The organism is Rhizobium sp. P1_E6, from assembly GCF_056405875.1.
Genome location: NZ_JBFUBG010000086.1, coordinates 1 through 19,828, shown reverse-complemented (window position 1 = coordinate 19,828; position 19,828 = coordinate 1). Strand labels below are relative to the sequence as shown.

The window sequence follows — 19,828 nt, the reverse complement described above, 5'->3', positions numbered from 1 at the left end:
CCGTTACGCAGCACTCGAATGCGTTTACCGTAACGTACTTCCGTCTCCTTCGCTTACGCGCGAAGCTCCCAGCCGACACTCCGGAGACGACGATGGCACTGGCATTCGAAGACGCACATGCCTCGAACGCGGCCCCTGAAGGCATGATCTGGATTCCTGGCCGGACCTTTACGATGGGATCGAACGATCACTATCCGGAGGAGGCGCCTGCCCATCCCGTGAAGGTCGATGGCTTCTGGATCGATGAGACCCCGGTCACGAACCGCAGGTTCACGGAATTCGTCAAGGCGACCGGCTATGTCACCTTCGCTGAAAAGACGCCAGATCCCAAGGATTACCCCGGCGCCAAACCCGAGATGTTGCGTGCGGGATCGCTGCTCTTCTTCCAGCCGAAGACCGTCAGCGGGCCTGATATCACGCAGTGGTGGACCTTCAAATTCGGTGCGAACTGGCGCCGGCCGCTCGGCGGATTGAGCGATCTGCGCGGCAAGCTCGACCATCCCGTCGTGCACGTGTCCTGGTGCGATGCCAAGGCCTATGCGGATTGGGCGGGCCTTGAGCTGCCGACCGAAGCGGAATGGGAGCTTGCGGCCTGCGGTGGCCTCGACGATGCGGAATTTGCCTGGGGTAACGAACTGATGCCCGGCGGCGCTCCCATGGCTAACACCTGGCAGGGTACCTTCCCGGTGAAGTCCACGAAACCGAAAGGCCACGAACGGACCTCTCCCGTACGCAGCTTCCCGCCGAACGGCTACGGCCTCTACGACATGATCGGCAACGTCTGGGAATGGACCACGGACTACTGGTCCGATCGCCATCCGGAACCAGCCGCAAAAGCCTGCTGCATTCCTGATAATCCGCGCGGCGGCGGCGTGGAGGCGAGCTACGACCCGCGCCAACCCAGCATCCGCATTCCGCGCCGCGTGCTGAAGGGCGGCTCCCACCTCTGCGCACCGAATTACTGCCGGCGCTATCGCCCAGCCGCCCGGCATGCCGAACCGGAGGATACCTCGACGAGCCATCTCGGTTTGCGCTGCATCAGGAGAGCACCAGCGTTCCAAGAGCCGGCGTCCCAGGAGCCCACGTCGCAGGAGAATGTTCATGAGACGATCCACTCAAGCCATTGATGCCTGCCTCGCCTCCCTCGCCGTCGCACTCATTCTTCTGATCGCGGCCGTATGGAGCCCGGCCCTCGCGCAGGAACCCCTGCCCTCATGGAACGATACGACTGCCAAAACCCGCATCATGGATTTCGTCAAGGCAACCGTCACCGAAGGCGGAGAGGGCTATGTCGCGCCGGCCGACCGCATCGCCGTTTTCGACAATGACGGCACGCTCTGGTCCGAGCAGCCCTTCTATACCCAGCTCGGCTTTATCCTCGATCGGGTCAAGACGCTCGCGCCGCAGCATCCCGAATGGAAGACCAGGGAACCCTTCAAGAGCGTTCTCGATGGCGACCTGAAAGGCATCGCCAAGGGCGGCGAGAAGGGCATGGTGGAACTCATGATGGCAACGCATGCCGGCATGACCACCGACGAATTCAGCAAGATCGTCACCGACTGGTTCGCCTCATCAAAACATCCGAAGACCGGCAAGCCCTATACCGAGATGACCTACCTGCCGATGCGCGAACTGCTGGACTATCTGCGCGCCAACGGCTTCCGGACCTATATCGTCTCGGGCGGCGGCGTAGAGTTTATGCGTCCGGCGACGGAACAGATCTACGGCATCCCGCCCGAACAGGTCGTCGGCAGCACGATTGCAACGGAATACGATCTTGTCGGCGACGTTCCGGTTCTCAGACGGCTGCCGAAAATCGATTTCATCGACGACGGCCCCGGCAAGCCCGTCGGCATCAACAAGTTCATCGGCCTCAGGCCGATCTTCGTCGCCGGCAATTCGGATGGCGACTACGAAATGATGCGCTGGACGACAGCGGCCAAAGGTCCAGGCTTCGCGATGCTGGTCCATCATACGGATGCCGAGCGCGAATATGCCTATGATCGGGATTCGGCCTTCGGAAAGCTGGACAAGGCGCTCAACGAGGCCGAGCGCCGCAATTGGCTGGTGGTCGACATGAAAAACGACTGGAAAAAGATCTTCGCCTTCGAACAGTGAAGAAGCACTCGCGCGATTGCCGCGAGCGCCCTCACACAATCTCAGAAATGAAAGACGACGCCCAGGATCGGGCCATGCTCGACGATATCGTTGGTCAAGGTATCGTTACTATAGTTCACGCCGAGAGCACGATAGCCGGCAACGGCGGAAATGGCGTCGTTCCATTTGTAGCCGATAGCCGCCATGACATCCCAGTCGAGATCGGCACCGCCGGCGCCGATCAGACCCCACCCGGTCAGATAGACCGAAGGCGTAATAGAATACATCCCTCTGACACCGGCCATGGCATCGACCCAGGTGGCATCGTCAGTGCCCGACACGCCGCCCAGCGGGCCGCCGGAAAAGGAGATCGTCGTTTCGGTATACCAGATCTTCACGCCGCCGATCACATCGAGGCGACCCTGGGGCTCGTCGATCACCGAGTAACCCGCACCGATCATCGCCGTGAAGGTTTCCGTTTTGAGGTCGACCTCGTCGGCGAATACGCCGCGCGGCGTCGCCGAGTCCGTCGTTATGCGGGCATAGATAATATCGGTCACGATGCTGAAACGGTCATAACGGGCATCGCCCGCTGCCATGAAGCCGAAATCGATATCCGAGAGAATATCGCCGAAACTCTCGTCGACATGAACCTCCGGAAGGCCGAAAACGCCGGTGTCGCCCGTGATCCCGGCGGCCCAGAAATAGGGCGATATCGAAAAGGTCCATTTATCGGGATCTGCAGGCCTCGGCTGCGGAGCGAGAACGGGAGCAATATCCGCAGCCTGCACGACTGCGGGAGCGGCCAGAACGACCGCGGAAAGCAATAGCATGGTGGTTCGCATCCAATATCTCTCTGATGACCCACAAAGTTAAATTGCCCCTGTAACGATAGGATACATCTCCGGCTTTAGACGGAAGTACGTTACGGTAAACCGCACCGTAAATGATGCCGTAAACGGGCCCATCGTTTTCGGAATTTGCGCCGCCTTTGCCATGGAAGCCGAGAGGAGAGGCGCTTCGAATTTTCTCATCCCACCAGCCGACCGGCTTATTGACGAACTCTGCAGACAGCAGGAGCAAGCATCTAGTCCCATCTATGGGCTCACGGCTCCGGTCACGTCGTTGAATGCGAACACGGCCCCAGCCTTGGTAAGGCCATCCTGGATCTCTGCGGACAGCACCGGCTGCAAGCGTCTTGCCTCCAGCTTGCGCCTCAAGGTGCGCTCGAAATCCGGATCCCGGCCCCGCACATCGGCAAGCCGCTGTTTTGCCTGATCGGACCCAAGCTGACCGAGTGCTGCCGCCCGCAAGGCACGCACGACGAAGTCGGTGCAATTGACCTGTTCGGCAAGCAGAGAAGCCTCCGACCACTCGCCGCGACGATAGGCATCCAGGGCAAGAACAAGCATGGCGTCGCGCGGCACGATATCCACGGCCCGTCCCGCATCCTGCGCCATGGCGACGCCGGCGTCGAAGTAACCGGCTGAAAACAGCACCGAGGCAAGCTTTGCCGCCGCATCTGGATTGCTCGGATTGAGCGAGATCGCCCGATTTCCGGCCTGGAGGGCCGCATCGATGCGCCCGTCGGCGAATTGCGTCATCATCAGCGCCACATAGGCACGATCGGACATGGGGGCGATCGAAACCGCGCGATTCGCCAGATCGAGAGCGCGGGCACGCACCACGGCATCTCCGGCCCCTGTTTCCCCCGCGATAAGGACACGCGCAAGCAGCGCTTTGGCGTCGGAATTATTCGGATCGACGACGAGCGTCCGCTCGAGGCAGGAACGCACTGCGGTCATATTATCCGATCCGCCATCATCGACCTGATATTCGGCGCGCAGCACGCAGGCGTTTCCGAGCGACTCGGTACTGCTGGCATGCGTTTCAATATTGTTGATCGCCCCACGCGCAGCGCCAAAGCGGCGAGCAAGAACATCGACGATCTCCTGGCGGATCGCTGCCGGACTCTTTCCGTCGATGGCGATCGTTTCGAGCCCCGATTTCAGGACGTCGCTGGACTGGCTGTCGACGATCTGCCACCAGACGCTCCTGATATCGCCGTCGCCGTAGTATTTCATGTCGATTTCATAGGCCCGCCCTGCAACTTTCTGGGTTCGCACGCCGGCGTAACCAGCCTTCGCCACCGTCAGCGTCTGGAACTGGGTCAGCGCCGTCAGCAGCATGTCGCGCGTCTGGCTGGCCTCTCCTTGCATCCTGGTGTCAACCGCGTCCATGGAAAGAGCGACCGAAGGGCGTACTGTCAGGGACGGCTTTGAAGCGTAGAAAACGACACCGGCAGCGATCGCCGCGCAGAGCAGCAGCGCCATTCCCGTATGGATCATCAGGAGCCAGGCAGAAGCGGAAGCGGCAGCGGGGCCCTCCGCAGCCGGGGAAACAGGAAGATCATCAGGCGTCTCGGGCAGATCGCTTTCCAGCGCCACCTCTTCCTCGTCATCCTCGTAGGGCACGTGCGAGCGAGGGAAAAGCGTCACATAAGTACCTTTGGGGATGTGGATCGTCACATCCCGCTCGGCACCGAAGGCTTCATAATAGTTCTCGACCGACGAACGCAGCCGGCTCACCTCGATGCGCACGATCGGATCGTTCGACGCATCGAAATTGCTCGCTCGCCCGAGAACATCAAGTGCGATGGAATAGGCTTTGACCCCCTCCTCACAGCCGGCGAAACGCCTTTCCGCAAGATATCTGAGAATGGCCCGTTGCCGTTCCGTGGCGTGGAATCTCGGATCGGACAGAATTCGTTCGAGTTCCGCCCTGGCCTCCGGCAACGATACTTCGCATGCCCTGGTCTCGACTACTTCAGCACCCATGATCGCCCCGTACGCGCTGATTAGGCTAAAGTATAACAGAGATGTTTATCGCCGAGACAGCAACAGGTTGCAACTGAAAATGCTAACAAAACCAGCGGACGATCGATTTTAACGTGAGTCTGCGCCTCAATCCGGCAAGCTCGGGCGGTGTTCCAGGACATATTGGATGATGTCGGATTCGATTTCGGCACAGATGGTCTCGTACTCGACGACCATCGCACAATGCTCGTCCCCGGGCTGCCGCATGAGGCGTTCCAGGGCAAGGCACGCTTCCTCATAAGCCTCGAAGAGATCGTTAAGCGAGCGGGATTTCGATGCGAGAAGCTGCAGTCTGCCGCGCATTGCAGGCAATTTCAGCATGAGCCGCCACAGCCCGTGCTGTGCGGTTTCGGTAGCGTTGCTGTTAATGCCTCCTTTCCCACCCATGGAATTTCGGCCTCCTGCTCATCCAGCCGACTATGAAGTGACAGGTGGAAGATGGAAGTACGTTACCGTAAATGCGCCGTCGTTTACGTCTCTTCCCCGGCCTTTACGCCAGAGTTTACCGTAACGTACTCCCGCAGAGGCTCCTGCTGTGCTCATCCTTGTACCGTGGAGGAAGCGGCGCATGGACAGATCGGTGACGACGTCTCCTGCGGCCGGCTATTCTGCCGGGAGACATAGCGAATGATCAGGCTGGCAGTATTTCTTCTGGCTTTCCTCGTCGTGACCTCGGCGGCGGCGCAAACCGCGCCACCACCGCCCCAGCAGAAGATTGACCAGCTGATAGGCCTGCTGCAGGATCCCGAGATCCAAACCTGGCTGGAAAGTCGGAAGAAGGAGCAGGACGCAACAGCCGCAGCAGCCCAGCCATCGGGCTTTGCGACTTGGGAAGCGCGGCTGCGCTCGCGCATCGATGGTATTCTTGCTGCAGTTCCGCGTATCCCCTCCGAAATGTCCCAAGGGGCCGCACGTGCTCGCCAGGATGCTGTCTCACACGGATATGCACCGATTTTCCTGATTTTTGCGGGCTTGGTCGCGGTAGGTGCGGCCGCCGAATGGCTCTTCAGGCGCGCCCGGTCCCCGTCGATCGGCCCGGTCGCCCGCCTTCTTCCGGTCGCGGTTTTCACCGTGGTCGTCGCAATCATATTCTTCGCCGTTGAATGGCCGCCACTCGCCCGGCTGGTTCTCCTCGCCTATCTGGTTGCCTTCATCGCCTACCGCGTCGCCGCTGTCTTGATTAACCTCGTGGAAAGCAACCGCCCCTCGCTCGCCATCCGCGCCCAGCTTTTTGTCGGCATTGCATTGTTTGCCGCGGCAACCGCGACGCTCGGCGCACCGCTAGGCGTCGATCGGGCCGTCACGGAGGCCATCTCCTACTGCTTCTCGGTTCTTCTGTTGGCGCTCGCGATCGAAACAGTCTGGTCGGCATTGGCCCAATCCATTTTCATAAAGGCAGGCCTCACCGGCTTCCTCGCCCTGTTGTGGATCCTCTGGTGCCTTGATCTGCAAGGCCTTTTCTGGCTCGGCGTCTATGCCCTTGTCCTGCCGGGTCTGTTGCGTGCCACGGGCACGGCAGCGGCAACGCTCACGACGGCGCCGTCAGAAAGCCCCAGGAGCATATTGCTCGTCCGCGGCAGCCGGGCAATCATCATTGCGCTCGCCGTCGGCTGGCTGGCTCTCGTCTGGCGCCTTAGTCCCGATTCGCTCGCAAATCAGAATGCGACGTTGGCTGCCGTCCTCTATGGATTGCTGAAAGGCGTTATCGTGCTGCTGATTGCCGATCTCCTCTGGCAGCTTGCCAAGGGCTGGATCGACCGCAGCATTGCGACCTCGGCAGACGCGACCGGTCTCGCCCCTGCCGAAGTGGCGAAACGCGCGCGATTCCGGACATTGCTGCCGATTTTCCGGAATGCACTCGCCGTCATGGTGGCGGTGATGGCCGGCCTGATCGTGCTGGCGCAGCTCGGAGTCGAAATCGGGCCGCTGATCGCCGGCGCGGGCATCTTCGGCGTGGCCATCGGCTTCGGCTCGCAGACCCTCGTCAAGGACGTCATCAGCGGCGTTTTCTACATGCTCGATGATGCCTTCCGTGTCGGCGAATATATTCAGGCGAAAAACTACAAGGGAACGGTGGAAGGCTTCAGCCTGCGCTCGGTGCGGTTGCGCCACCATCGCGGCCCCGTCTTCACCGTTCCGTTCGGGGAGCTTGGCGCTGTGGAAAACATGAGCCGCGACTGGGTGATCGACAAGTTCCGCATCTCGGTCGCCTACAACACCGACATCAACAAGGCCCGCAAGATCACCAAGACGATCGGCGCGGAGTTGAAAGAAGATGCCGAGGTCGGCCCGCTTTTCATCGAACCGCTCAAGATGAAGGGTGTCGAGGAATTCGGCGACTACGGTATCGTCCTGAGCTTCGCCATGACGACGGTGCCCGGCATGCAGACCTATATCCGCCGCAAGGCCTATGCCATGATCCGCGAAGCCTTCCAGAACAACGGCATCGAATTCGCCCAGCCGATGGTGCAGGTCGGCGGCGATGACAAGAACGGTGCCGCAGCTGCCGCAACCACGCTACGCACCGCCCAGCAGGCGAAGGCCGCCGGTAGCGCGGAGGGCTGAGAAGCGCCCGGGCGCCGAAAAGGACACCCGTATCCACATTGTGCACGGCGACCCAGGCAACGCATTTGTCTCTACGCCCGGCTCGGCCCGATCACAAAACCGCTGCGGTTTTTGTGACAGCAGCGCGCAATTCTAATCCGCCTCGAGAAGATACCGCGTCAGTTCAGCTGCAGACATTTCGCGCGCGAGGCTTGCCGCCTGGCCGGCCCACATATTGCTGAAATCAGATCTGCTTTCCTTCTCGGTCACCGCCCTCAGCGGCGCAAGCGCCCCGCCTGCGGTCGGGAATGCCGGCGCAGCTTTGGCCAGCGGCCCGATCTCCCGCATGATGCGGTTGACGATTCCCCGTGCCGGGCGACCGGTGAAGATGTTGGTGACGGCCGTATTGTCATCCCGCGCCGACTTCAACGCTTCACGATGAAACGCGGTAACCTTGGCTTCCGGCGTAAACAGATAGGCAGTGCCTACCTGAACGGCGGATGCACCGAGCACGAAGGCGGCACGAACCCCGCGCCGATCGCTGATACCACCCGCAGCAATGACCGGCACCGAAACGGCATCGACAATCTGCGGCACAAGGGCCATCGTGCCGACCTGTGTCGCCATGTCGTCGCTTAGGAAATTGCCGCGGTGCCCGCCGGCTTCCAGCCCCATGGCGATGATGGCATCGACGCCACGTTCGGCAAGCCAGCGTGCCTCTGCGACCGTCGTTGCCGAAGCTGTGATCTTTGCACCGGTCTGTCGCACGCGCTCCAGCAGTTCCGGCCCCGGCAGGCCGAAATGGAAGCTGACGACTTCCGGCCGATAGCTTTCGACGAGGCCACAATAATTGTCGTCGAAGGGTGCCCTTCCTGCCGCCGGAACTGGTGCTGCAGGATCGAGCCCAAGCTCGACATAATAGGGCGCAAGAGCGGTGCGCCACGCCATCTGGGCAACGGGATCTGCCGCTGGATTGGCGTGTGCGAAGAAATTCATGTTGATCGGCTTCGAAGTCGCCGAGCGGATCTGATCGAGCGACGCTTTCGTCTGTTCGATCGTCAGCAGCGCGGCGGGAAGCGAACCGAGGCCGCCAGCTTCACTGGCCGCGATTACCATTTCAGGCGTAGTCGCACCCGCCATCGGTGCCTGAATAATAGGAAGCTCGATCCCGAAGAGGTCGACGATACGATTGTCCTGCCAGTTGCCCATCACACGATACTCCATGCGTTCCGCTTGATCATAAAGCGAGTGGCGGCCCTGCGGGCCGCCACGACACTATTTCTGTTTTKCTGCCTTTTCTGCAAGCTGCTTGCGATATTCAGGCACAGGCAGACCGCCGACACCCCAGCTTTCCATTTCGATCTCGTCGATGACGACGAAGGTGCTGTCATGTGGCTTGCCCAGGATATTGAAGAGCAGATCGCTGACACCCTTAATCAGAGCGGCCTTCTGCTCCGCCGTCGTGCTTGTCGCACCCGGAGCCGTGCCTTCACGCGTCACTTTGATATTCACATAAGGCATTGTCGTTCTCCTTGAGGACGGGCGCTATCGAGCGCCCCGCCCATTGCCTCCTGTTGCAGCAATTACCAACGGCCGGCGTGCTGGCCGCCATCGACATTCAACGTCTCGCCGGTGACAAAGCCGGCACGCTCCAGATAGAGCACGGCATCGACGACTTCGCTCACCTCGCCCAACCGGCCGACCGGATGCAGGGCGCTGAGGAAAGCGTGCGTTTCCGGCGCATGCATCGGCGTCCTGATGATGCCGGGCGCCACCGCATTTACGCGAATGCCGCCCTTGGCATATTCGATGGCAAGCCCGCGGGTGACGGCGTCGAGACCGCCCTTGGTCAGCGTCGCCAGACCCGAGGGAACATCGGCGATGGGCTGATCCACAAGGGCCGTCGTGATCTGAACGATGTGACCATGGCCCTGCTTCAGCATCTGGGCAATGGCAAATTGCGTGATGTGGAAGAAGCCGGCAACGTTGACATTGATGACGTTGTTGAAGTCTTCGACTGTGTAGTCGGTGAACGGCTTGCCGATGAAGATACCGGCATTGTTGATCAGCGTATCGACGCGACCGAAACGCTCGATGGCCGTCTTAACGACCTGTTCGGCCACGCCACGCTCGCCAATGCTGCCGGGTACTGCGACAATGCCGGCATCGGACGAAGGCTGAATGTTGCGGGAGTTGGCAACGACAACATAGCCTTCCTTGCGATAGGCTTCGACGATCCCTGCGCCGATGCCCTGCGAGGCACCGGTAACGATTGCGACTTTCTGTTCATTGCTCATGATATGTCTCCTTGGAAGATGGCGCTTTGCGCCGTGTTTGAGAGGTGATCAGGCCGTGAGGTCGACGGCGAGCGGTTTGCCTTTTTCGAAGAGCTTCAGGCGCTCCTCGAGGTTGAAGACCGAGAAGGTATGTGCGAGCTGGTCCTGCGTTTCGCGGAAATGCACCCAGCCTTCGTTATGCGCGGATACGAGGAGCGCGTTCGGGAAGGCATGCGCCGCCTCCAGAGCATCCTCGCTGCCCATCGTCACATGGAAGCGCCCACGGGGCTCGGCAGCGCCCGTAAACAGCAGCACGACTTTGGGAGAAAAGAGCCGGGCGACCTCGGCCGTGCCCTCGTACCAGACCGTGTCACCGGTCACGTACAGCAGGTCGCCCGGCTTTTCACGGCCGAGGGCAAAGCCGACGACATCGCCGGAAATCGGCTCGAYACCGACGGGGCCGTGGCGGGCGGGCGTTGCAGTGACCAGCAACTTCTCACCGTCGGCGCCTTCCAGCGTGACGGTTTCGAAGGGAGCAAGGCCAAGGGCATTGCCGCCCAGGCGCTCTGCTCCAGCCCTCGTCGTGAAGGTGGTGCCAACGGCAGGAAGCATCGCCCGGCCTGCACTGTCGAGATTGTCGAAGTGCTGGTCGTGGCTCAAAAGAACCGCGTCCAGCCGGCCGATGTCTTCGACCGACAAGGCAGGACCGGAAGTCTTTTCGAAGCGGACGGGCGTTTCCTTGTAGAGGCCCGGCGGGTCGAAGGTCGGATCGGTGAGAAGCCGGAGCGTGCCATATTCGATAAGCACGGTCGGCCCGCCGATAAGCGTGAGATTAAGATGGGAAGAGGTCATGTCGGCAACCTTTCTGTTTCGAGGTCGCCTTCTGTTTAGTTCCGTTCCTTTCTGCGAAAAATTCGCTATTCTTTGCCAATGGCTGATAAAAAACGCACAGAGCCAGACTGGCAGGATATCAGGGTCTTCCTCGCACTAGGACGGCACGGCAGCCTGTCAGCCGCGGCCCGCACATTGCGCGTCAACCATGCAACGATCGCTCGACGGCTTCATTCACTGGAGGAAACGCTCGGCGAAAAACTGGTCGAGCGTCGCCCGGACGGCTATGTGCTGACCCCCGCCGGAACCCGTGCGCTCACCGCGGCAAGCGACATGGAAGCCTCAGTCCAGACGCTCGGGCGTGGCTGGAAGGATGACACGCCGAAAGGCCTGGTACGCGTCAACGCGTCGCCCGCGCTCTCGCAAGGCTTCCTGATCCCCCGTCTGGCGGAAATCACCAAACAATATCCGGGCCTCGATATCGACCTTGCGACCGACCTGCGCACCATAAGCCTCGAACGCCACGAGGCCGACATCGCCATACGCCTGACAAAGCCGCAGGACGGCGATCTCATTGCCAAACAGCTTGCGACGATCGGATACGGATTTTACGGAACGCAGGAGGTCTGCCGGCAGGTCGAAATCGGAGCGGAACCCGTCTTTGTCGGATTTGACGAGGTGAACGGGTATGTGCCCGAGGCAATCTGGCTGGCACGCCAGTTCCCGCAGGCCCGCGTGTCTTTCCGTGCCAACAATCAGGTTTCCCAAGCGATGGCTGCCAAGTCAGGCGCCGGTCTGGCGCTGCTACCAAATTATATCGGCCGCACGGAAAGAGGCCTCTACCCTTGCCCGCTCGAGCCCGTCCCGCCACCGCGGGAAGTCTGGCTTCTCACCCGACGCCAGCACCGCAAGGATCTGCCGATCCGGACCGTTGCTGAATACCTGACGAAGATATTCGCGACGGAACGTGCCTTGTTCGAGGCATAAAACCCCAAGTTTACATCCGGAACAGGCTTTCTCAGAAGGACAGGTCGAGAACGCGACCCTCGAACAGACGGTCCCGTGAGCCCTCGAGATGCGCCCGCATCAGGTCACGAGCATGCTCTGCCTTGCCCTCGGCGATCGCTTTATAGATTTCGTTATGCTCCTGGAACACCTGCTCCAGGCCCGGCCGTGGACCAAGCAGCGAAAGCCCGTGCAGATGCATGCCGACGGCGATATGTGCTTTCAGCGCATCCATGGAGGCCGTGTAATAGTGATTGTTGGCCGCCTCGGTGACGGCGCGGTGGAAGACGAAATCGGCATCCACCCGGTGCAATTGATGGCTGGTTGCTTCGCGCAGATCCGCAAGGGCTGCGGCGATCTTCTGGATCGCAGCATCGTCGCGGCGCTTGGCGGCAAAATAGGCGGCAGCCGGCTCGATCGTCAGGCGAAATTCGTAGCAGCGCTGGATATCGGCAATCGTCTTGACCGGCGAATAGGCAAGCTGCGCTGTCGGCGAGCCATGCGCGCTGACGAAAGTACCGGCCCCCTGCCTTGCATAGACAATCCCCTGCTCTCTGAGACGCGCCAACGCATCGCGCACGATGGGCCGCGAAACGCCGAGCAGAGAGGCAAGTTCATGTTCACCCGGAAGCCGTGAATCCGGCGGATAATTGCCGGCGCGGATGCGCTCCATCAACTGATCGAAGACACGGTCGACCAGCTTCACAGCCTTGCCGCGCTCCGGCCGGGCTGCAGGCGTCGCCTCCGGATTCACCGATCCGCCATTCGCTTCATCCACTCTCATTCTCCCTGCTGGCATACGTTACGCCGCCTGATTCCGAACGATCAGTCTTAGCAAACTATCGGAATTGCCGAAGCCCCCCGACTTGACGGCGCACCGGAATTGCCGCCCGTTGATATCCTTAACGTCGAACCAGGGAACGCCGGCCTCGATTTCACCCTTCGGCAACAAAACTGTGACACCCAGTTCCCGGAAAACGGCAAGTGCAGTATCACCGCCACCAACCATGATCATGTCAGGTTTCGTATCATCTATGACCGATTTGACGCCCTTCGCGAAGCGAGAGGCGACAAGCGCGGCATCATTCTTCATCTCGCCCGTGCAGCGCAGCATCGCTGGCAGTGCCAGCCCCTCGCCGCTCTCGACCGCGCCCATTGGCGCATCAACGACGATGCGAAGCGCATGGGAAGCTTCGAGACGATCCATTTGCACGACCGTGATCGGATCGCGAGAGCCGAAGGCAAAGAGCGTCTTCCGCGTCGCGAGAAACTCCGGCGTGAGCCGTGCGGCCTCGCCGAGCCGGCGCGCCAGTGCGGAACCCAGACCGCGAGCGCCGACGGCAAGCGTCGAAAGCCAGTCATTCTCGGCAACCACTAAGTCGAGATCGGCATCGTCCTCGGCATCGGCGACCGATACTTCGCGGGCAAATCCGGCAAAGAGGTCGGCGATCGGTAACGGATGCTCAACGCCGCGCCCGACCACGCAACCGCGATAGGTGATGCGCTCCTGATCAGGAATGGCAGGCGCCACGAGGATAGTCTTGAGACCCAGCACGCCGGCGAGCGCAATGCTTTCGGCCGCAACATTGCCCTTCAGCCGGGAGTCGATTTTCTTCATGAAAATGGCGGACCCGGCAGCGCGCAGGGTCTCGGCGACAGCCCGCACGCGCGCGGCCGCTTCCTCCTCCGGCAGGCCGCGCGAGGCGGTATTGACCACCACGACTTCGGCACCGGTTTCAAGCGCCTTGCCGGCCGCTTCGACATCGATCGCCACAGCGACTGACAGCCCTGCCTCTACAAAGGGCGTACCCGTATCGAGAGAGCCGGTCAGATCGTCGGCAATGATGGCGACTTTCAATGTCATGAGGCCTGCCCCGGATTGACGGCATGGCAGGCGACGAGATGGCCGGGTTTTGCTTCCTTCCATTCGGGAATGACCTTGCCGCAAACCTCCATGGCGATCGGGCAGCGCGTATGGAAACGGCAGCCCGTCGGCGGGTTTAGCGGACTCGGCACATCGCCTTGCAGGATCTGGCGCTTTCGGGTGCGCTCTAGCTCCGGATCGGTCTCGGGAACAGCCGAAAGCAGCGCTTGCGTATAGGGATGCAACGGGTTGTCGAAGAGTTCTTCGCGCGTTGCCAACTCGGCCAGACGGCCGAGATACATGACGCCGACGCGGGTGCTGATATGGCGAACGACCGCCAGGTCATGGGCGATGAACAGGTAGGTCAGGCCATATTTTTCCTGTAGGTCGAGCAACAGGTTGATGATCTGCGCCTGGATCGACACGTCGAGTGCCGAGATCGCCTCGTCGCAAACGATGAATTTCGGCTGGCAGGCAAGCGCACGGGCAATGACGACACGCTGCCGCTGGCCGCCCGAGAGCTCGTGAGGGTAGCGCTGGGCAAAACGCGTCGGCAGGCCGACATCGGTCAACAAAGCTGCGACCTTGTCCTTGAGCTGAGCCTTGGTGGCAAGCTTGTGGAAGAGGATCGGCTCGCCAATCGCCTCGCCCACCGTCATGCGCGGGTTCAGTGTCGAATAGGGATCCTGAAAGACGATCTGCAGGTCGCGGCGGAAGGGCCGCATCTGCTTTTCGTCCAGCGTCGCAAGGTCCTGGCCCTTATAGACCACCTTGCCGCTCGTCGCCTTGTAGAGATTGAGAATGGTGAAACCGGTCGTCGACTTGCCGCAGCCGGATTCGCCGACGAGGCTCAGCGTCTCGCCTTCCATGATCTCGAGATTGACGTTGTCGAGTGCATAGACGGTCGCCGAGCGTTCGCCGAAGGCACCGAGCTTGACGTGGAAATGCTTGACGAGGTTTTCGACCTTCAAGAGCGGTTGAGCACCCATCACGCGGCCTCCTGCATTCTCTGGACGACGAAACAAGCTGCACGATGGGCGCTGTTGCCGGAAATCGGCTCCAGCCGCGGCACGCGCTCATGACAGACGGCTTCGGCCAGCGGGCAGCGCGGCGCAAAGGGGCAACCCTTCGGACGGCGGCCGGGCTCCGGCGGCGTGCCGCCGATCGAGGACAACCGGCTCGTCGGCGCATCCGAAAGCTTCGGGATCGAGGAGAGCAGACCGCGTGTATAGGGATGGCTCGGACGCGCATAAAGCTCGTCCACCGGCGCATCTTCCACGACCGTGCCGGCATAGAGCACGGCGACGCGATCGACGAGACCGGCGATCAGCGCGAGGTCATGGGTGATCCAGACGACGGACATGCCGAGCTTGGAACGCAGATCCTTCACGAGGTCGACGATCTGCGCCTGGATCGTCACGTCGAGCGCGGTGGTCGGCTCATCGGCGATCAAAAGCTTCGGATTGCAGGCAAGGCCGATCGCGATCATCACGCGCTGGCGCATGCCGCCCGACAGCTCGTGCGGATAGGCCATCAGCCGCTCTTCCGGCCCCGGAATGCCCACGAGACGCAAAAGCTCGACGGCGCGAACCCGTGCCTCTTTCCTGGACATGTTGCGGTGATAGATCAGTGGCTCGCAGATCTGGTCGCCAATCCGCATGACCGGATTGAGCGAGGTCATCGGATCCTGGAAGACGAAGCCGACATCGCCTCCGCGCACCTTGCGCAGTTCGCTATTCGACATCTTCTGCAGGTCGCGGCCGTCGAATTTGGCCGTGCCCTTCGTCACCTTGATCTTGTTTGGCAAGAGCCGCATCAGGCTCAACATCGTCAGGCTCTTGCCACAGCCGGATTCACCGACGACGCCGAGCGTTTCGCCCTTGTTGACGTAGAGGTCGATGCCATCGACGACGACGGCGGGGCCGCGGCGCGTGTCGATCTCGATGGTGAGATCCTTTACGTCCAGCAGGCGTTCACTGGTGGTTGCGTTCATCATTTGCTGCCCCGCGGATTGAGTGCGTCGTTGAGGCCATCGCCTAGGAAGCTGAAGGCCACCGAGGCAAGACCGAGCACGGCCGCCGGAGCGGCGAGGAGATGCGGATAATGCTGCCAGACGCGCAGGCCGTCCGAGATCATGTTGCCCCAACTCGGCGTGGGCGGATTGACGCCGACGCCGAGAAAGCTGAAGGCGCTTTCCAGCACCATCGTCGTACCAAGGCCGGCGCTGACGGAAACGATCAGCGGTCCGAGTGCATTCGGCACGATATAGCGCATGATAACGATCCAGTTGGAAAGACCGAGCGCCTGCGCCGCCATGACATAGGGACGATTGCGGATCGACAGCACCTGGGCGCGAACGAGGCGCGCATAAGGCGGCCAGGAGATCAATGCCATCGAGCCGAAGACCAGGAGGAAGTCCACCCAGACCGTCTGTCGGTAAAAGGGATTGAGGGTTGCGAGATACTGCGCCTCCATCCATTTGGTGATCGGCGTCTTCAGCGATGCATTGATGACGACGACGAGCAGCAGGTTCGGCACCGACATCGTCACATCGGTCAACCACATGATGGCCCGGTCGTACGGATTGCCGAAGAAGCCGGCGACCGCGCCGAGCAGAAGCCCGATCGTAACAGCGATGACGGTGACGATAACGGAAACGAGGAAGGCCGTGCGCGTCCCGAATACGATACGGCTGAAGACGTCGCGACCGAGATCATCGGTACCGAAGAAATGCGCCAACGACGGCGGCGCATTGCGCGAGGCGAGATCCTGGCTGAGATAGTCATACGGCGTCAGAGCGGGGCCGAAGATTGCCGTGAAGGCAAGGATCACGATCACGATCAGACCGAAGATCGCAAGCTTGTTGCGCTTCAGGCGATGCCAAGCGTCGCGCCACAGATTGACGGGCGGTTCCTCGGCCGTGTCGATCGTCGAGAGAGGAATAGCGGACACGATCAGCGGCTCCTTCTTGAATCATTGGCTCGCGGATCGAGCAGCGGATAGAGCACATCGACCAGCAGGTTCGATGCCATGACCAGGAAGGATCCGATCAGGGTGATCGCCAGAATGACGGGATAATCGGAATTGATGAGCGCCTGCACGGTCAATCGGCCAAGACCCGGCAGGCCGAAGACGAGCTCGACGAAGATGGCGCCGTTGACGATCGTGATCATGATGAGGCCGAGCTGCGTGACGACAGGCGTCAGCACCGGGCGCAGGATATGCTTCAGGGCGACCACGATCTCCGGCACGCCCTTGGCACGCGCGGTGCGGACGAAATCTTCAGACAGCACCTCGATGACGGCGGCGCGCGTCTGGCGCACGATCAGTGCGATCGGCTGGAAAGACAGGACGATGAGCGGCAGGATGATGCGCATGTCGAAGACGCCGCCCCATCCATATGGCACCTTGATCATCGGCAGAAGCACGATCAGCGCCACCATCAGCAGGGGGCCCGCGACATAGGCCGGGATCGCCCAGAGGAAAAGGGCCGTACCAAGGATCGTGTAGTCCACGCGATTGTTCTGGTTGAGGGCCGCGATCATCCCGAGCGGAATCGCGACGACAGCCGTCAGGATGATGGAACAGAGCGCAAGCTGAAAGGAAACCGGCGCGGCCGCCGAAACCATCGCCCAGACGGAGCGGCCCGATGTCAGCGAATTGCCGAACTGCCCATGCAGCAGGTTCCAGACGTAGAGGCCGAACTGCTCGATAAAGGGCTTGTTGAGACCCGCACTTTCACGGATCGCTTCGATACGCTGCGGATTATAGGCGACGTCACCAGGCGCGCGAAGGAAGATCAGCTTGATCGGATCGCCGGCACCATAGAAAGCCATCGCGTAGACGGCCATCATCACGACCAGGACCGACGGAATCCAGATGGCGAACCGCGTGAGCACATAGCGTAGCAAGGCCACCTCCCATTCTTTCCCGGCGCATTCCCGCGGGAGGCCGCAGCCGCCGGTTCTTCTTGAAATAGTGTGCGAAGGCCTTTCGGCCTTCGCACCGCTGCTTTAGCCGCATCATGCGGCCCTGCTGTCGGCGTTAGCCGATGGAAACATCCCAAGGAGCCACAACCTGCCAGTCGAGGTTCTTTTCCATGGCCTTGACGTCCTTGGTGGCCCAGCGCGACATCGCCTGAGAATACCACGGAAGGAAGGCCCAGTCGTCGCGGAAGGCCTTCTGGGCTTCCTGCGCGAGCTTCACGCGATCCGGATCATCGACAGCCTTGGTCGCGGCTTCCGCAAGCAGGCTGTCCACCTTGTCGTTCTTGTATCCGCCAAGCTTGTTCTGGGCGTTCGACGAAGTGGAGGCGATGGAGCCGGCGAGATAGGAGACCGCATCGGGAACACGCGTGCCGACGTCATCGCGGAAGATCTGCACCGCGTTCTGGTCCGGACCGGCATAGGCGTCCTGCTGCGGCTTCATATCGACGGCGGTGATGCCGAGGTTCTGGCGCCACTGCTCGGCGATGAACTGGGCAGCCGCCTGGATCGCCGGGCCAGAAATGCCGACGAACAGCAGCTTTGGAAGACGCTCGGGACCGCCATAGCTCGATTCAGCCAGCAGCTTCTTGGCCGCTGCGGGATCATACGGATAGGGTTCGAAGCCGGAATTATCTGCACCCGGAACAGAGTTCAGGATCTGGTCAGCCTTCTTGTGAGGACCATCCGGATAGGAAGCCTTGAACAAACCGTCGCGATCGACCGCCATGATCAGCGCCTGACGAACCTTCGGGTCATCCATCGGTGCGCGCGACGTGTTGAACCAGAAATGCTGGCTGGTCGGGATCAGCGGACCGGCAGAAAATTCCGGGCCGAGGTCCTGGATGATCGTCGAGGTGACGAGCTCGGTGTGAGCATTGTACTCACCGGACTTGATCAGCGAGGTCGCAGTCACGTTGTCTTCGATCGAGCTGATCTCGATGCGAGCGAGCTTCGGCTTCGGTCCGAAAAACTTCTCGTTCGGCTCGAAGGTCAGCGTGCCGGCGTCGATATCGAGGGCCGTCAGCTTGAAGGGGCCGGAATAGACGGCGTTGCTGTCAGGCTTGTACCAATCGGCCACTTCCTCACCATCGCTGCCGCGCGACTGGGCGGCTTTGGTGATCGGTACGATGTGGTTGGCAAGGCGCATGAAGAAGATCGGATCTGCTTCCGCCAGCGTGCAGACAACCGTCGATTCATCAGGCGTTGTTACGCCGGTCAGCTCGTTCGCCGAGCCGGCAGAGATTTCCTTGTAGCCCTGCACCTTGCTCAGCAACTGGTCGACGCGCTGGTTCTTCGTATTGGGCATGGAAGAAACTTCCCAGGAGCCCTTGATATCGGCCGCGGTGATCTTGCTGCCATCGGAGAAGACTGCCTTCGGATCGATCTTGAACGTCCAGACCTTCTTGTCCGGCGAATCCCAGCTCGTGAAGACGTAAGGCTGGATCTTGCCGTCGGCGTCGAAATACATCGGCGACGCCCACCAGAATGAATTCCAGCGGAAGGTTCGACCGCCGCCGCGTAGCGGCGACCAGTCCTGGTCGAAGGCGGGATTGATGGCCTTGAGGACCTGGCCATCCTGCGCCAGGACGATGCGTGCGCTCGCGCCGAAGAGCGAGAAGCCGACGCCGGCCGCGAGCCCCAGCTTCAGGGCGCTGCGGCGGGAAATCTGCGAAGAGTTTTGGTCGTTGCGAATTGTCATTTGCTCCTCCGTGGCAAATAGCGCGCCTTTCGAAAGACCTCCCCGAACCTGCGCGATATGCCGCCGACATTTGCGCGATAATGTAAATCTGTCAATGGAAAATAACGGGAGAAGCATCAAAGCGGAAAGGGGAAATTATTTAATACATAAAATCAATATGTTAAAAAACGACGCCTCGGGTTTTCAAATTTGTAAGATTGACAACTGCGATGCGTTGCGATGAATACGACAGTGTAGGAACGTGCCGGGAAGGCCCGGTCTGACGAGGAGGATACCTTGAGCAATCACAAGATTACAGGCGTCTACAGCGCCGCAACCACCCCTCTCAATACCGACGGCAGCCCCGATCTCGGCCTCTTCACAGAACATTGCCAGAGGCTGATCGAAGAAGGCTGTCACGGCGTTGCGCTGCTTGGAACGACGGGCGAAGCCAACTCCTTCTCCTCCACCGAACGCCGTATGATCCTCGAAGCCGCATTGAAAGCCGGTATTCCGGCCGACAAATTGCTGCCTGGCACCGGTGTCGTCGCTATTCCCGAGACGGTCGAACTGACGAAGCATGCGCTCTCGCTCGGCGTCACCAAGGTGGTCATGCTGCCGCCCTTCTATTACAAGGGGGTGTCCGATGAGGGCCTGTTCGCAGCCTACGC

The 19,828-nt window shown here is 60.9% G+C and carries 19 protein-coding genes; 5 read left to right on the top strand and 14 right to left on the bottom strand.

Annotated features, from left to right (window positions below; all coding sequences use genetic code 11):
• The first annotated feature begins 92 nt into the window (after positions 1-92).
• Together AC1D35_RS28240 and AC1D35_RS28235 are read left to right on the top strand one after the other, a co-directional pair.
• Complete coding sequence (locus AC1D35_RS28240; RefSeq protein ID WP_113311917.1) at positions 93-1,127, top strand: formylglycine-generating enzyme family protein; 1,035 nt, start codon at positions 93-95, stop codon at positions 1,125-1,127.
• The gene (locus AC1D35_RS28235) at positions 1,102-2,118 is read left to right on the top strand and encodes an HAD family hydrolase (protein ID WP_477941224.1); all 1,017 of its coding nucleotides are present in this window, start codon (positions 1,102-1,104) and stop codon (positions 2,116-2,118) included. The genes AC1D35_RS28240 and AC1D35_RS28235 overlap by 26 nt, the downstream gene beginning before the upstream one ends.
• A 41-nt stretch (positions 2,119-2,159) precedes the next feature.
• On the opposite strand, the gene AC1D35_RS28230 is transcribed toward AC1D35_RS28235, so the two are convergent.
• The 3 genes from AC1D35_RS28230 to AC1D35_RS28220 all read right to left on the bottom strand — a co-directional run bounded on the left by AC1D35_RS28230 (position 2,160) and on the right by AC1D35_RS28220 (position 5,360).
• Entirely contained in the window at positions 2,160-2,942 is a 783-nt protein-coding gene (locus tag AC1D35_RS28230; protein WP_113311916.1) for a DUF481 domain-containing protein, read from the bottom strand.
• Positions 2,943-3,194: 252 nt separating this feature from the next.
• A complete protein-coding gene (locus AC1D35_RS28225; protein ID WP_113311915.1) occupies positions 3,195-4,934 on the bottom strand; it encodes a tetratricopeptide repeat protein in 1,740 nt (579 codons plus the stop codon).
• Positions 4,935-5,060: 126 nt separating this feature from the next.
• Positions 5,061-5,360, bottom strand: coding sequence for a hypothetical protein (locus AC1D35_RS28220; RefSeq protein WP_113311914.1), 300 nt, complete (start codon positions 5,358-5,360; stop codon positions 5,061-5,063).
• A 240-nt stretch (positions 5,361-5,600) separates the two neighbouring features.
• Here AC1D35_RS28220 and AC1D35_RS28215 point away from each other — a divergent pair, with 240 nt between their 5' ends.
• Positions 5,601-7,538: a mechanosensitive ion channel family protein gene (locus tag AC1D35_RS28215; protein ID WP_113311913.1), complete on the top strand. Its 1,938-nt coding sequence runs from the start codon at positions 5,601-5,603 to the stop codon at positions 7,536-7,538.
• 132 nt (positions 7,539-7,670) lie between these two features.
• Here AC1D35_RS28215 and AC1D35_RS28210 read toward each other — a convergent pair whose 3' ends face one another.
• From AC1D35_RS28210 to AC1D35_RS28195, 4 genes are all read right to left on the bottom strand, one after another.
• A complete protein-coding gene (locus AC1D35_RS28210) occupies positions 7,671-8,726 on the bottom strand; it encodes an NAD(P)H-dependent flavin oxidoreductase (RefSeq protein WP_113311912.1) in 1,056 nt (351 codons plus the stop codon).
• A gap of 66 nt (positions 8,727-8,792) precedes the next feature.
• Entirely contained in the window at positions 8,793-9,038 is a 246-nt protein-coding gene (locus AC1D35_RS28205) for a tautomerase family protein (protein ID WP_477941221.1), read from the bottom strand.
• A gap of 62 nt (positions 9,039-9,100) precedes the next feature.
• The gene (locus AC1D35_RS28200) at positions 9,101-9,814 is read right to left on the bottom strand and encodes an SDR family oxidoreductase (RefSeq protein ID WP_113311910.1); all 714 of its coding nucleotides are present in this window, start codon (positions 9,812-9,814) and stop codon (positions 9,101-9,103) included.
• Positions 9,815-9,862: 48 nt separating this feature from the next.
• A complete protein-coding gene (locus AC1D35_RS28195) occupies positions 9,863-10,645 on the bottom strand; it encodes an MBL fold metallo-hydrolase (protein ID WP_477941219.1) in 783 nt (260 codons plus the stop codon).
• A 78-nt stretch (positions 10,646-10,723) separates the two neighbouring features.
• On the opposite strand from AC1D35_RS28195, the gene AC1D35_RS28190 reads away from it, so the two are divergent.
• On the top strand, positions 10,724-11,611 hold the full coding sequence (locus AC1D35_RS28190; protein ID WP_113311909.1) for a LysR family transcriptional regulator: 888 nt from the start codon (positions 10,724-10,726) through the stop codon (positions 11,609-11,611).
• Positions 11,612-11,642: 31 nt separating this feature from the next.
• On the opposite strand, the gene AC1D35_RS28185 is transcribed toward AC1D35_RS28190, so the two are convergent.
• From AC1D35_RS28185 to AC1D35_RS28155, 7 genes are all read right to left on the bottom strand, one after another.
• Positions 11,643-12,407 carry a FadR/GntR family transcriptional regulator gene (locus tag AC1D35_RS28185; protein WP_477836957.1) on the bottom strand — a complete coding sequence of 255 codons (765 nt, stop codon included), beginning with the start codon at positions 12,405-12,407 and terminating at the stop codon, positions 11,643-11,645.
• 24 nt (positions 12,408-12,431) lie between these two features.
• Positions 12,432-13,493 (bottom strand): four-carbon acid sugar kinase family protein, encoded by a 1,062-nt coding sequence (locus AC1D35_RS28180; RefSeq protein WP_113311908.1) that lies wholly within the window; start codon positions 13,491-13,493, stop codon positions 12,432-12,434.
• Complete coding sequence (locus AC1D35_RS28175) at positions 13,490-14,482, bottom strand: oligopeptide/dipeptide ABC transporter ATP-binding protein (RefSeq protein WP_113311907.1); 993 nt, start codon at positions 14,480-14,482, stop codon at positions 13,490-13,492. The genes AC1D35_RS28180 and AC1D35_RS28175 overlap by 4 nt, the downstream gene beginning before the upstream one ends.
• A complete protein-coding gene (locus AC1D35_RS28170) occupies positions 14,482-15,486 on the bottom strand; it encodes an ABC transporter ATP-binding protein (RefSeq protein WP_113299933.1) in 1,005 nt (334 codons plus the stop codon). Before AC1D35_RS28170 ends, AC1D35_RS28175 begins: the two co-directional genes overlap by 1 nt.
• Complete coding sequence (locus tag AC1D35_RS28165) at positions 15,486-16,445, bottom strand: ABC transporter permease (RefSeq protein ID WP_113311906.1); 960 nt, start codon at positions 16,443-16,445, stop codon at positions 15,486-15,488. Before AC1D35_RS28165 ends, AC1D35_RS28170 begins: the two co-directional genes overlap by 1 nt.
• 2 nt (positions 16,446-16,447) lie before the next feature.
• Positions 16,448-17,404, bottom strand: a complete 957-nt coding sequence (locus AC1D35_RS28160; RefSeq protein ID WP_113299946.1) for an ABC transporter permease — start codon at positions 17,402-17,404, stop codon at positions 16,448-16,450.
• Between the two features lie 133 nt (positions 17,405-17,537).
• Complete coding sequence (locus AC1D35_RS28155) at positions 17,538-19,178, bottom strand: ABC transporter substrate-binding protein (RefSeq protein ID WP_113311905.1); 1,641 nt, start codon at positions 19,176-19,178, stop codon at positions 17,538-17,540.
• Between the two features lie 276 nt (positions 19,179-19,454).
• Here AC1D35_RS28155 and AC1D35_RS28150 point away from each other — a divergent pair.
• The coding region (locus AC1D35_RS28150) for a dihydrodipicolinate synthase family protein (protein WP_477941214.1) at positions 19,455-19,828 on the top strand (374 nt) is incomplete at its 3' end.